A 12,391-nucleotide genomic window follows, 5' to 3' on the forward strand; every position below is an offset into this window, starting at 1 on the left:
CATGGCAGCCACGACAGCAGTGGACGTCCTTGTGGTCGGGGCCGGTCCGACCGGACTCACCCTGGCACTGCAAGCCCATGACCACGGAGCGCGGGTCCGGGTCATCGAGCGGCGTCCCGGCGCGTTCCGGCCCTCCCGCGCGCTCATCCTGCACCCGCGCACTCTGGAGGTCCTGCGCCCACTCGGCGTCACGGACGCCCTGCTGGGGCTGGCGGACACGGCGCCGACGGTCGGGCTGCACCTCGGTTCCCGCGTCGTCGAAGCCAGTCTCGCCGACCTCTCCCTGCCCGACACTGCGTTCCCGCACCTGTCACTGATGCGGCAGACGGACGTCGAGAGAGTGCTGGCCCAGGCGCTCGCCGACCGCGGGGTGGCGGTGGAACGGGGCACCGAACTGGTCACCGCCCGCGATGACAAGCACAGCGCGTGGGCAGTGCTGCGCTCGCAGCAGGATACGGAGGAGATCCGCTGCCCCTTTGTCGTCGGCTGTGACGGCCCGGCCAGTACCGTGCGGGTCTGTTCTGGCATTGGGTGGCACGGCAGGCCCTACACCGAAGAGGTGGTCCTCGCCGACCTCGACCTCAGCGGCGACTTCGGCTGTTCCGTCGCCCAGGTGTTCGCGGGGCGTCAAGGGCTGCTGTTCCTCTTCCCTCTCGGAGAGCAGGCCGCCTGGAGGCTGCTGGCCACCCGGGCGTCCACCGGCGGGTCCGGACTGGACTTCGGCCAGCCCGGACCCGCCGTCCCGTATGCCGATCTGCAGCGACTTCTGAGCGACGCCGGGCTGGACGCACGGATCGAGCGCCTCGCGTGGTCCGCGCGGGTTCCCCTGCAGTGCAGCCTCGCCACACGATTCCGCAACGGGCGGCTCTTCCTCGCGGGGGACGCGGCTCACAACTATTCACCGGCCACCGGCCAGGGCATGAACGCCGGCATCCAGGACGCGGTGAATCTCGGCTGGAAGCTCGGCTTTGCGGCGAACTGCTCCGAGGGCGGGGCCGCGGGCGGGCTCGGTGCCGAAGTAATGCTCGACTCCTACGACACGGAGCGCCGGCCGGCCGCCCACCGACGGTTGGTTCTCACGCACACGGTGTTCTGGGCAGAGGCGTCGACCGGCCGAATCCCCTCGTGGCTGCGCGCGGTGGCCGCTCCTCTCGCGGCCCCGGCTGTGCCAATCCTCCTGGACCGACGACGGCTGGTCGCCGAAGGCATCCGCTTCATCTCCCAACTGCGGGTGAACTACAGGCACAGCGCCCTGTCGGTGGAGGGAAGACCGCGCCTGCGTGGTGCACCTCGCCCGGGAGACCGCCTTCCGGACGCGGCCGTCAGCGTCGGAGGGCCTCCACAACGGTTGCACGGACTGCTCGCCGGTCCGGGCGTGCACGTGCTGCTGCAGCGCGACGCCACCTCGCTGCCGGACGCGGTGCTCGGTCCCCAAGTCACCGTCCTCCGGCTGGGGAACAGCCCCGGCCGCGGTCTGATCACAGTCCGCCCAGACGGGCATGTCGGCTTCCGGTGCGGGACCGCCGACGCGGCCGGGCTGAGCGACTGGCTCTCACTGATCGGCGCTGCGGCATCGCCATGAAGCCGGCCACGACCACCGCGCAAGTCTGAGGCTATGACGTGTTGGCCCTTGGCCCGATGGGAGAGCCCGCCCTGGAAAGCCCAGCTCAGCGGCGTGCTGCGGACTTGTGATGCGACGGATCGCCAACCTTTACCCGGGCTAGGCGAAGACCGACGCGAAGGACGCCGCAGCGATCGCGGACGCAGCCCGGACGATGCCGCACACCCTGCGCTCGTTGGAACTGACCGACGAGATAACCGCCGAGCCGACCGTGCTGGTGTGCTTCGACCAGGACCTGGCGGCCGAGGCAAACTCGCACCTCGAATCGGCTACGCGGCCTGCTCACCCAGTTCCACCCCCAACCTGGAGCGCGTCCTCGGGCCGCGCCTGGACCACCAGGCCGTGACCTGGCTGCTGGAGCGCTACGGTTCCCCTGCCGCGCTGCGAAAAGCCGGTCGGCGCAGGCTCGTTGAGGTGATCCGGCCCAAAGCCCCCGCGCATGGCTGCCCGGCTGATCGACGAGATCTTCGACGCCCTCGACGAGCAGACCGTCGTGGTCCCGGGCACCGGCACCCTCGATGTCGTGATCCCGTCCCTGGCCCGTTCGCTCGCCGCCGTCCACGAACAGCGACGAGCTCTGGAAGCGCAGATCGGACAGCTGCTGGAGGCTCACCCTCATTCCGCGGTCCTGACCTGGATTCCGGGGATCGCGGTCAGGACCGCCGCCACCTTGCTGGTCACCGTCGGCGACGGCACCAGCTTCCCCACCGCCGCCCACCTGGCCTCCTACGCCGGCCTCGCCCCAACGACCAAGTCGTCGGGGACCTCTATCCACGGCGAACACGCGCCCAGAGGCGGCAACCGTCAATTCAAACGCGCGATGTTCCTGTCCGCGTTCGCCGCCCTGCACCACCCCGCCTCCCGCACCTACTACGACAAATGCCGGGCCCGCGGAAAGACCCACACCCAGGCCCTTCTCCGCCTGGCCCGTCACCGCATCAGCGTGCTGTTCGCGATGCTCCGCGACGGCACCTTCTACGAACCCAGAACCCCACGGCTCCCTTGACGCGGGCCTCGGGCCAAGACCCGGACCATTCCCGCACCATCGACCCGCCATCCACCTCAGCTAAGGCTATTTCCGCAGGTCAGCGACATGTAAGCTGTGAACCACGAGCAGACCAAGAACGTCCTGGTCCTTGTCTTCACTCCGAGGCGGATGAGTGGTTTTCGATCCATGCCAGTCCACCGAGGTCGAGTCGGCTGCGGGCGCGGGTGACGGCGACGTAGGCGAGGCGGGCGTCGGTGGCGTTCACAGGTCCCGGAATCGGACGGCCTTCGTTGTCATGCTGGTCCGTGTCCTTCGGCTCCGGAAAGTCTTCTGCAATTTTCACGGCGTGCCATTCGCGCCCCTTGGCCTTGTGGGCAGTAGAGACGGTGACGTCGGCGGTCGTCTCGTCTGTGAGTTCGTCAACAGCGGCGAGGATTGCGTCAGGACCGTGGGTGTCGACGAGATCGACGAAGGGCTGGAGGTCACGGCCGGCCGGGTCGTATGCGGCGTAGTCCTGCAGTTCGCCCCAGGAGGCAAACAACACCAGCTCCGGGTGGTTCGTACGGCGGCCGTCCTTCAGATCGCGGGCTGCGATGGCCAGCGCAGCCAACTGTTGCCCTCCCCGGGTGAGGGCGACGCGCCTACCGTCAGCGAGCAGGCGCATGACTTCCGCCATGGCGCCGATGTTGGTGCGGCACAACACGGCGTCCGGGCTGCGGACGTCGCCGATTTCGGCGGGGATGGTGTCCGTGCCGGTCAGCCGGATGGGAGCGTCGGCAAGGGCGAGCCACCGGTTGGCCTGGTCGGCGATCCCGGGGCCGAAGCGGAAGGAGCGTGTCAGGGTCAGCTGCGCCGCGTCGAAGCGGCTCATCACGTCGCAGGCGCCGCGCCAGCCATAGATGGCTTGGGCGGAGTCGCCGACCATGACCAGCTGGGCGTGGTCACGCTGGGCGGCGAAGACCTGTTCCAGGACGGGGTTCGTGTCCTGGGCCTCGTCGAGGAAGAGGAAGTCTGCTTCGATCTTCGGTGCGGTCAGGGCCCACATCTTTAGGTAATGGTCGTGTTCGAAGCGGACCACGCCCTGCTCGTGGTTCTGTAGATCTGCCCAGGCTTTCACGGCGAACGGCACGACCACATCTACCACTTGGGCGTGCTCACCGGGCGCGTCCAGGCCGCGCAAGCGTGGTACATGATGACAGGCCGGGACGCGGTCGGCGGAGTAGCAAAAGCGCGTAACGGTACGCACGACGGCGTGTGAAAGCGTCCGCTGGGTGATGTGGTGATCCCCGATGCGGACGGAGCGGTTGATGCCGAGGGCCTGGCCGGTTTTCCATGCGGGCTGCCGGGGGCTGTTGAGGCGGCGGGCAAAGCGATGGCCGAGCGCGGCGTAAGCAGTGGCATGGGCGGTTTTACACATCACGGATCGTGGAAAGCGCGCCGAGGCGTCGTGTGCGATGTCCTTGTTGAAGGCGAGGTAGCGCCCTCGGCGTTTGGTGCTGGCGGCGAGCAGGCTCAGCGTGCTGGTCTTTCCAGTGCCGGCGCCGGCCTGCAGCACGAGGTGATGGCCGTCTTGGAAGGCTTCGACGGCCTGAGCCTGTTCGTCGGTGGGCGTGTGCAACAAGGCCTCCACGGAGGAGCAGGGCTAGGGGTTCGTGTGGTCTCGCCGATCGCGGTCGGCGGCGTACGAGTCAGGTGCGGCCGAGCTACAACGGCGGAGCAGGATTCGGGCTGTGCAGGCCAGTAGGTCCTCGGAGGAGTAAAGAGCTACTAGGCCTTCGAGTTGCGCCGTCAGTTGCCGAGAGCGTTCCCGCTCGTTCCGATCGAGGGCTGCGGTCACACTCCGGCCGACGAAGTCTCCGGGCCGCTGTCCGCTGGCGGTCGCGGCCCGGTGAATCGCCGCTCGCGCGGTACGGCTGAGCTCGAGGTTGAGGACGACCTGCCCGTGCTGGTCGGGGTAGTGGGTGGTCAGGACGTCGATGGGCAGAAGGTGGTGCAGTCGTCTGCGCAGTGATTGCAGCGCGCGGCTGGGCGTCTTGGCCGGGTGGACGGCCATCAGCCGGGTGCGGTCCCTGTTCGCTGCAAGCGGCACCGTACGACGCGCTCGATCGAGCTCACCGTCTGTGGCCGGCCGGGTCAGCAGGATTTCAATGGCGTGGCGCGACGTCACGGCGTGCCCGTTCCGTGCTCGTGATGGGTCCGGCGTGGACGACGGACGTGATCGGGCAGGCGGTTGTGGATGTGCGCGTGATGGAGCATGGGGTCGAAGGGTTCCCAGTCAGCCAACGCGAGGTCCGCTGCTGACGGGATTGCGGCGTGAGCGGAACAGCGCTGCATGCGCCAGCGCAGTTGCTCAGTGTAGGGCAGGGCCGTGAGGTCATATAGGGCCATGACCTCGTAGGGCAAAGCAAGTTGTCCCCTTGCGGCCATGGCTGGTACCAGCGTCCAGACGCCCACCGGGGTTTCCCCCGGGCGGAGGAGCCTCTGCGTACAACGGTCGCGGCGCCGTGTCTGTGCCACGCACTGGATTTCGTCCACTGGGTGCGCAGCAAGGTAGCGGACGTACAGGAGCTGCACGACGGGCCTGGCGGGTCGACAGGCGGCCGGTTGTGCCGTTGGTCGACTCGGAGTGGTGCCGGGGGTGAACGCGCCGCTGTCGATCAGACGGCGCGTGTTCAGAGCCAGCACGCGCCGTAGCCCATCCAACGCGGATGTTTCGGGCAGAGCTTCACGAGCGGGGCAGACATGGGCATGCGCCAGGCGGCACCACGCTCTGCCGTCGCCAGCCGGATGCGCGACACCGGAGCTGACGTGCCAGCGGTGGGCTGCGGGCACCTTCACCGCGGACACCTCCCGAGGGTGCAGGCAAACGGGCCGCGCAAAGCTGCGCTCGTACCACTCGACCGGGTTGCCGCACTCTCGGCAGCGATCTCGCTGAGCACAGCGCAGGAGCCGACTGGGGCTGTCGTGCTCGACACGCAGTGAGCGTCGGGAGTGAGAGACAGCGGGGCTGCCGTCCCAGTGCCACGGTGTGGATGAACAACGCATGCGCGTGAAGGTGCCAGGCAACACGCCGCATCGGTGGCGTCGAGGCCGGAAGGTACCTCGAACAGCCCCATCTCATGAAACACACATGCGAGACGTCGATCAGAGGTTCGTGTCGCGTCGCCGGTCTGGGTGACTGGCGCAGACCCTCCCAGTCAGAGGCCAGCGTCGGTCGACCCTGGAGGCTCGTGCCCCTCACACAGCGTTCCGAAGAGTTCGTCCAGCGGAGTGTTCAGCGCATGCGCGAGTGCGTGCCAGGTCTTGAGAGTGCCGAGGGTTCGTCCCTGCTCAATCTCAATGAGGGTCCTTCTGGCCAGGCCGCTTCGAGCAGCGAGCTCGTCATAGCTCCAGCCCTGCGCCGCCCGCAGCCGCGCAAGCTCCAGACGCAGCGCCTCGAAATCGGGGTCGGGCGGGAAGATCGTCACCCGACAATCCGACGGTGCAGACTACTGCCCTGTCAGTGCAGACCTCTGCCCTATTTCCGCTGATAGTGGCAGCGGAGGGAGGGCAGAGGTCTGCACTACCGTGTGCGGGCCACCCCACTCCTCTGCGGGTCCGCAGATACGACGGGAGGAACACGCCCCCCATGAGGCTTTGCACGGCACAACCCGGCGTCCGACGCGCCTGGACCGTGGAACTACGCCCGGAGCCAGGCGGACCGATGCTCGTATGCCAGCAGTGCTCCCACAGTGGGCGACTCCTCGGCGGCACTTCCGCTCGGTCGGAGCTCCTGGCCCACCTGGCAGGACACGCTCGCCGCGATCCCCTCCCCGCGCACCTTCGCACTTGCCAATGCCACGAGCGTGGCTGTAGCTGGCACCCGCGCCATCGAGGCTGTGGTGGGCCCATCCGGCTCGTGCTCGCACGCGAGCGAGGTGGACGGCTCTGGCGCCTGGCTGACATGTGCACGGCCTGCGCCGCCGCCACGTCACAAGCGGCCGTCGTTCCGGACACGTTGATCAACGCACCGGCAGCACCATCGGCACATGTGGGCGTCTGTCGAAGACGCCGTAGCCCCAGAGCCCCGGACGGGCAAACCCGGGTCCGGGAGATGCTCAGCTACCTCGCCTCTGCCCTGCCGGCCGAGACCGGGCCCGCCGCCCGTCTGATCGCCCTGCAATGCGCCCTGCGCATGAACGACTCAGCTCAAGTCCGCTTGCCACTCGGGGTATTGCGCAGCCTTCGCCTGGAACCTGCCAGGGATTCTTGGCGGGAGCTCCACCAGGCAGGCTGGCTGTACGCAACCCCGACTGCGCCGCGCGCCAAAGCAAGCGCTGTGGTTGTCCAACTCCTCGACGTAGGGCTCTTCGCTCAATGCCCGGCCCGCCCTGACCGGCTCGTCGCCGCAGACTGGGCGCTGCGCGCCGCCTGCCGCGTCCGTAACGACTGCGCCCCGCTTCCTCGCCTGATCACCATGTGTCTCACGGCTCATACCGCCCCGGAGAGCATCCACGGGATGATGGAAGTGGATCGGCTGGCACTGGAGTGTGGGCTGGCCACACCGGAGTTCGTGAATGCACTTGACCGTTTGGCGGTCGCAGGACAAGTCGGCTCGTGGAGTGTCCACTCGCCGTCGGGAGATCTGCACTGGACACTGGCAGAAAACGGGGAGCAGGGGTTCAGAGGCGCGGCCCGCCGGTGACCGACAGGCATCGACGGCTCTCGTGGCTCAAGGCTGATATCGCGAGAAAAGCGTCGGGGCATCACCCTCGCTGTCAGCGATGAAGCAAGGGCCTGATGGGCTAACGTCGAATCCCCATCACCCGCTTCTGAAGCGTCCGTTAGGCGAATTTCTGAGCGCCTGAAGCGTTCATGCGCCAGGCCGCGAATTTTAACTGACGTCGAAATATTTGGCCACCTGTTCATCGGTCCTGCTCGACGGAGCCGTGCCGATCGCCGCCGTCATGGAATTGAGTAATTCCCGGAGTGAGCCGTGGCCTGCTTCTCTTTGAGCACCACCTCCGGACCGACGTCTCGGCACTCACCATCAGCGAAGAGGATCCCCTCGAATTTGCGCTCCAGGAGAAGATGTCACATCTCGTGCACGACATTGGACCGGCGCCTCTGAGGTGCGCGCGGGGGTCTCCACGATGAACCGCGCCATCCCAACCGGCACCAATGCGTCGGATATCCACTATCGACGAGGTCATGAACCGCATACGCTGGGAGCCCGTACGCACCTGTCAGCCGCTGGAGGTCGAGCCAGACGTGCGGTCCGGCACCAATCTCATCCCAGACCTCAAGGGCGAGGTTACGAAGAGCCTTCTCGTCCACCGCCTGACCGCGTGTCACCTAGAACGAGCTTGCCGATCGGAGGGGAACCGGCGCACCGCCGAGAACCGACCGCCCGACTGGCTACCGACCAGCCGCGTCCTGGAGATAATCAAAGATCGCATGCCTGACGGGGAACGAGGCGAGGAAGACGCGAGTGAGGGCTACTCCGACGAAACGTCCCGACGAGCTTCCCAGGTTTTATGGCTGGCAATCCGCCGTCGTGGTGATCGCTGGTGTCGCGATGCGGCACCAGCACTCCGGACATGTCCACGCCCGCATAAGCCCAGTTCAACAAGAACGTGCTGAGCGTCGTCAACCGCGAACTCGGCGCCGACTTCGCCCCGGGCACCTTCGAGCATGTGGCCCTGTGGGACGCCGACAACGAGTGGATCGAGATGCGGCTGCGCTCGCTCGCCGAGCAGACCGTGAAGATCCCCGCACTCGATCTCGCCGTGGACTTCGCGGCGGGAGAGGAGATGCGGACGGAGGTGTCGGCGAAGTTCCGGAAGGAGGGCGTGAGCGCCGAACTGGCCGCCGCCGGGCTGGAGGCGACCCGGTGGTGGACGGACGAGCAGGGCCGTTTCGCCCTGTCGCTGAGCGTCGCACGTTAGCGACACACGCCTCGCGAACCACCGCCACATGGGGCACGGTGGAAGGTGGAATGGGTCCAGTCCGTCCAGTACCGCGAAGAGGAGCACCCGCATGTCGAACCACACCTATCGGGTCACCGAGATCGTCGGCACCTCGCACGAAGGCGTCGACCAGGCCGTCCGTAACGGCATCAGCCGGGCCTCGCAGACCCTGCGCAACCTGGACTGGTTCGAGATCACGCAGGTCAGGGGCCAGATCGTGGACGGGCAGATCGAGCACTACCAGGTCGGCCTGAAGGTCGGTTTCCGGCTGGAGGACGGCGAGTAGCGGTACTGGGCCACTCGCTCAGGTCCGGCCCTCCATCTCCTGCGCCTCCTTCAGCGCGCCGGAATCGCCCGTCCAGCGGGCCCGTACGACGCTGAAGCCGGCCCGTTCCGCGTCCTGGCAGACGAGTTCGTCGTCGTCCACCAGGACGCGGATCTCGCGGCCTTGGGCCAGCCGACGCAGGATCTCCAGCTTCGTGCCGCGGGCGGGCCTGCGGTCGTCGTCGCGCCGCATCCAGAGGCGGCCCTCGGGCAGGCCGTGCGCGGCGAGCCAGGCAAGCGTCTCGCGGCGGCAGCGCTCGGGCCGGCCGGTGAGATAGACGACCTCGCACTCCCGCGCGCTCTCCAGGGCCAGCGCGACGCCCTCGGTGAGCGGCGGGTCGTGCGGCGCCGCCGCGAAGAAGGCCGCCCAGTCGCGTGGCTTGCGCTCCAGGTACCGCTGTCGGTGCGCGGTGTCCGCGAGCGTGTTGTCGAGGTCGAACACGGCGAGCGGTCTGCCGCTCTTCGGACTGTTGTTCATCAGGCCGCTGTTCTTCGGGCTGCTGTTCTTCGGGCTGCTGTTCTTCGGGCTGCTGTTCTGCGTCACGGTCACTGACCCTAGCCAGTCGGGCGGACCCGGCAACCTCCACGGCGTCGGCGGCCACTCCTTGGCGACACAACCGAGGCAGAGGCGGGAGCCGTACATGCGCAACGCAGCGATCCGGACGGGAACGGCGGTCCTGGGAACCGCGTTAATGACAGCGGGGATGCTCGTGGGAGCCGCCACGGGAGCGACCGCCGCGACGACACTCGTCGTGGCGACAGGCGGCGACGACTCGGCGCCGGGCACTCTCGCGCGCCCTTTCAAGACCATCCAGCGGGCCGTCGACCTGGCGAAGCCGGGCGACACGATCACCGTGCGCGGGGGCACCTACGCCCTGACCGACAACATCACCATCGCCACCTCCGGCACCGCTTCCCAGCCCATCACCCTGGGCGCCTACTCGGGCGAGCGGGTCGTCGTCGACGGGGAGCGGCTGCCCGCCAGTCACACGCCCGTCGGCGGCAGCATCCCGCGCGCCGAGCGCGGTGCGATCCACCAGGAGGCCTCCTACTGGCGGATCTCGGGGCTGGAGATCGTGAACGGGCCGTACGGCGTCTACTGTGACGGCTGCAACGGCAACGTCTTCGCCCGCCTGATCACCCACGACAACTACGAGTCCGGCTTCCAGCTCCAGGGCGCCTCCGGCAACAACCAGATCCTGGACCTGGACAGTTACGGCAACCGCGACCCTCGCAAGAACGGTGAGAGCGCGGACGGGCTGGCCATCAAGGAGGGCACCGGGACCGGCAACCTGGTGCGGGGCGCGCGGCTGTGGAACAACGTCGACGACGGCTTCGACGCCTGGAAGTTCACCTCGCCGATCACGATCGCGAACACGATCTCGTACGGCAACGGCTTCAACCGCTGGAACTTCCCCGACTTCGCGGGCGACGGCAACGGCTTCAAACTGGGCGGCGGCTCCCCGGCACCCGCCGTGGCGCACGTCCTGCGCAACACGGCCTCGTTCAAAAACGCGGCGCACGGCTTCACGGACAACGGCAATCCGGGTGCCATCGGCGTCAACCACAGTACGGCGTACGGGAATGCGGGCACCGGCTTCGACTTCGACGTCTCCGGGGGACGCGCCACCCTCACCGCGGATCTGTCGGTCGCCGACGGACGGGCCGTCGCCCTGGGTTCCAACACCGTATCCACCGGCAACTCCTGGGACCTGGGCGGCACTTGGAACGCCGCCTCGGTGCTGAGCACCGACCCGGCGGCCATCACGGGCGGGCGGCGAGCGGACGGTTCGCCGCCCGCCGCCCCCGACTTCCTGGTTCCGCGCGCTGGAACGAACATCGGCGCCCGCTTCTAGTCGATCTTCGGAGGGGCGTGAGGGGTCAACCGGAATTTGATCTGTCGGAAACATTGACTCACTCCCGCCCCTTATCTATCTTTCGGTCGAACCTCCGCACGTCGTTCCATATATCGAACAAAGTCGGCCCGGGAATAGGCCGTCGAAGGAGACTCCCGTGGACCGCAGCCGCAACGACGCGACCAGCCGACGCACGCTCCTCAAGGCCTGCACGGCACTGGTCGTCGCCGTGACCGTGCCGGCCGTCGTCGGCACCCCCGCCTTCGCCGCCGTCCCGGCCTCCCCGGCCGTCACCTTCACCAACCCGATCGCCGCGCAGCGCGCCGACCCGCACATCTACAAGCACACCGACGGCTACTACTACTTCACCGCCACGGTCCCCGCGTACGACCGGATCGTGCTGCGCCGCGCCACCACGCTGCAGGGTCTGGCGACCGCCGCCGAGACGACCATCTGGACCAAGCACGCCAGCGGTGACATGGGCGCCCACATCTGGGCTCCGGAGATCCACTTCATCGACGGCAAGTGGTACATCTACTTCGCGGCCGGCGCCTCGAACGACATCTGGAAGATCCGCCCGTGGGTCCTGGAGTCCTCGTCCGCCAACCCGATCACCGGGACATGGACGGAGAAGGGCCGTATCGCGCTGCCGCTGGACACCTTCTCGCTCGACGCGACGACCTTCGTGGTGAACGGCACCCGCTACCTGAGCTGGGCACAGAACGACCCGGCCGTCGGCGACGGCACCAACATCTACCTCGCGAAGATGTCCAACCCCTGGACCATCAGCGGCACTCCGGCGATGATCTCCCGGCCCACGCTGTCCTGGGAGATCATCGGGCACACGGTGAACGAGGGGCCGTCCGTGATCCAGCGGAACGGCAAGGTGTTCCTGGCCTACTCGGCGAGCGCCACCGACGCCAACTACTGCCTGGGTCTGCTGACCGCGTCCGCCTCCGCCGATCTGCTCAACCCGGCCTCCTGGACGAAGAGTTCGCAGCCGGTGTTCACGAGCAACGCCTCGACCGGGCAGTACGGGCCGGGACACAACACCTTCACGGTCTCCGAGGACGGCACGTCCGACGTCCTCGTCTATCACGACCGCGACTACAAGGACATCAACGGCGATCCGCTCAACGACCCCAACCGGCGCACCCGTTACCAGAAGCTGTACTGGAACGCGGACGGCACCCCGAACTTCGGCATCCCGGTCTCCGACGGTGTCACCCCGGTCCGCTTCTCGTCGTTCAACTACCCGGACCGGTACATCCGGCACTGGGAGTACCGGGCGAAGATCGAGGCGAACGTCACCAACCTCGCCGACTCGCAGTTCCGGTTCGTCACCGGGCTGACCGGATCCGGGACCGTCTCGCTGGAGTCGGCGAACTTCCCCGGCTACTACCTCCGGCACAAGAACTACGAGTTGTGGGTCGAGAAGAACGACGGCACCGCGACCTTCCTGGCCGACGCCTCCTTCACCCGACGGGCGGGCCTCGCCGACTCGGCCGGGGTGTCCTTCGAGTCGTACAACTTCCCGGGCCGTTACATCCGGCACTACAACGGCCTCCTCCAGCTCCAGCCGCTCAGCACCTCCCTGGACCAGCAGGACGCGACGTACTACGCCGAGTAGACCGCCGGAGCAAATCCCTTACAG

Annotated in this window: 9 protein-coding genes and 2 pseudogenes; 6 read left to right on the plus strand and 5 right to left on the minus strand. The window is 67.7% G+C overall.

Features of this window, described 5'->3' with window-relative positions; translation table 11 throughout:
• Position 1: 1 nt before the first annotated feature.
• Both QA861_RS04710 and QA861_RS04715 read left to right on the plus strand, forming a co-directional pair.
• On the plus strand, positions 2-1,582 hold the full coding sequence (locus QA861_RS04710) for an FAD-dependent monooxygenase (protein WP_334586928.1): 1,581 nt from the start codon (positions 2-4) through the stop codon (positions 1,580-1,582).
• A 94-nt stretch (positions 1,583-1,676) separates the two neighbouring features.
• Positions 1,677-2,627: pseudogene (locus QA861_RS04715) on the plus strand (IS110 family RNA-guided transposase); the annotation flags it as partial.
• 136 nt (positions 2,628-2,763) lie between these two features.
• On the opposite strand, the gene QA861_RS04720 reads toward QA861_RS04715, so the two are convergent.
• From QA861_RS04720 to QA861_RS04735, 4 genes are all read right to left on the minus strand, one after another.
• Positions 2,764-4,227 carry a UvrD-helicase domain-containing protein gene (locus QA861_RS04720; RefSeq protein ID WP_334586929.1) on the minus strand — a complete coding sequence of 488 codons (1,464 nt, stop codon included), beginning with the start codon at positions 4,225-4,227 and terminating at the stop codon, positions 2,764-2,766.
• Positions 4,228-4,251: 24 nt separating this feature from the next.
• Positions 4,252-4,698, minus strand: coding sequence for a hypothetical protein (locus QA861_RS04725; protein WP_334586930.1), 447 nt, complete (start codon positions 4,696-4,698; stop codon positions 4,252-4,254).
• Positions 4,699-4,772: 74 nt separating this feature from the next.
• Positions 4,773-5,654, minus strand: a complete 882-nt coding sequence (locus QA861_RS04730; protein WP_334590448.1) for a DUF6083 domain-containing protein — start codon at positions 5,652-5,654, stop codon at positions 4,773-4,775.
• Between the two features lie 152 nt (positions 5,655-5,806).
• Positions 5,807-6,076 (minus strand): helix-turn-helix transcriptional regulator, encoded by a 270-nt coding sequence (locus QA861_RS04735; RefSeq protein ID WP_334586932.1) that lies wholly within the window; start codon positions 6,074-6,076, stop codon positions 5,807-5,809.
• 2,130 nt (positions 6,077-8,206) lie between these two features.
• Between QA861_RS04735 and QA861_RS04740 the strand changes: the two are divergent.
• Both QA861_RS04740 and QA861_RS04745 read left to right on the plus strand, forming a co-directional pair.
• Positions 8,207-8,536 (plus strand): annotated as a pseudogene (locus tag QA861_RS04740) (L-histidine N(alpha)-methyltransferase); the annotation flags it as partial.
• 91 nt (positions 8,537-8,627) lie between these two features.
• On the plus strand, positions 8,628-8,843 hold the full coding sequence (locus QA861_RS04745) for a dodecin (protein ID WP_053744108.1): 216 nt from the start codon (positions 8,628-8,630) through the stop codon (positions 8,841-8,843).
• Positions 8,844-8,861: 18 nt separating this feature from the next.
• Here QA861_RS04745 and QA861_RS04750 read toward each other — a convergent pair whose 3' ends face one another.
• A complete protein-coding gene (locus QA861_RS04750; RefSeq protein WP_334590449.1) occupies positions 8,862-9,359 on the minus strand; it encodes a phosphatase domain-containing protein in 498 nt (165 codons plus the stop codon).
• 163 nt (positions 9,360-9,522) lie between these two features.
• Here QA861_RS04750 and QA861_RS04755 point away from each other — a divergent pair, with 163 nt between their 5' ends.
• Together QA861_RS04755 and QA861_RS04760 are read left to right on the plus strand one after the other, a co-directional pair.
• A complete protein-coding gene (locus tag QA861_RS04755) occupies positions 9,523-10,737 on the plus strand; it encodes a right-handed parallel beta-helix repeat-containing protein (protein WP_334586936.1) in 1,215 nt (404 codons plus the stop codon).
• Positions 10,738-10,954: 217 nt separating this feature from the next.
• Entirely contained in the window at positions 10,955-12,367 is a 1,413-nt protein-coding gene (locus tag QA861_RS04760) for a family 43 glycosylhydrolase (RefSeq protein ID WP_334590450.1), read from the plus strand.
• The last annotated feature ends 24 nt before the right edge of the window (positions 12,368-12,391 follow it).

The sequence above is a fragment of the Streptomyces sp. B21-083 genome (genome assembly GCF_036898825.1).
In the GTDB taxonomy this organism is placed as follows: Bacteria; Actinomycetota; Actinomycetes; order Streptomycetales; family Streptomycetaceae; genus Streptomyces.

Bases quoted from the DNA above. Each gene is read 5' to 3' on its own strand.
- QA861_RS04710 (WP_334586928.1), top strand. From the start codon at position 2: ATGGCAGCCACGACAGCAGTGGACGTCCTTGTGGTCGGGGCCGGTCCG.
- QA861_RS04730 (WP_334590448.1), bottom strand. From the start codon at position 5,654: ATGCGTTGTTCATCCACACCGTGGCACTGGGACGGCAGCCCCGCTGTC.
- QA861_RS04745 (WP_053744108.1), top strand. From the start codon at position 8,628: ATGTCGAACCACACCTATCGGGTCACCGAGATCGTCGGCACCTCGCAC.
- QA861_RS04750 (WP_334590449.1), bottom strand. From the start codon at position 9,359: ATGAACAACAGTCCGAAGAGCGGCAGACCGCTCGCCGTGTTCGACCTC.
- QA861_RS04755 (WP_334586936.1), top strand. From the start codon at position 9,523: ATGCGCAACGCAGCGATCCGGACGGGAACGGCGGTCCTGGGAACCGCG.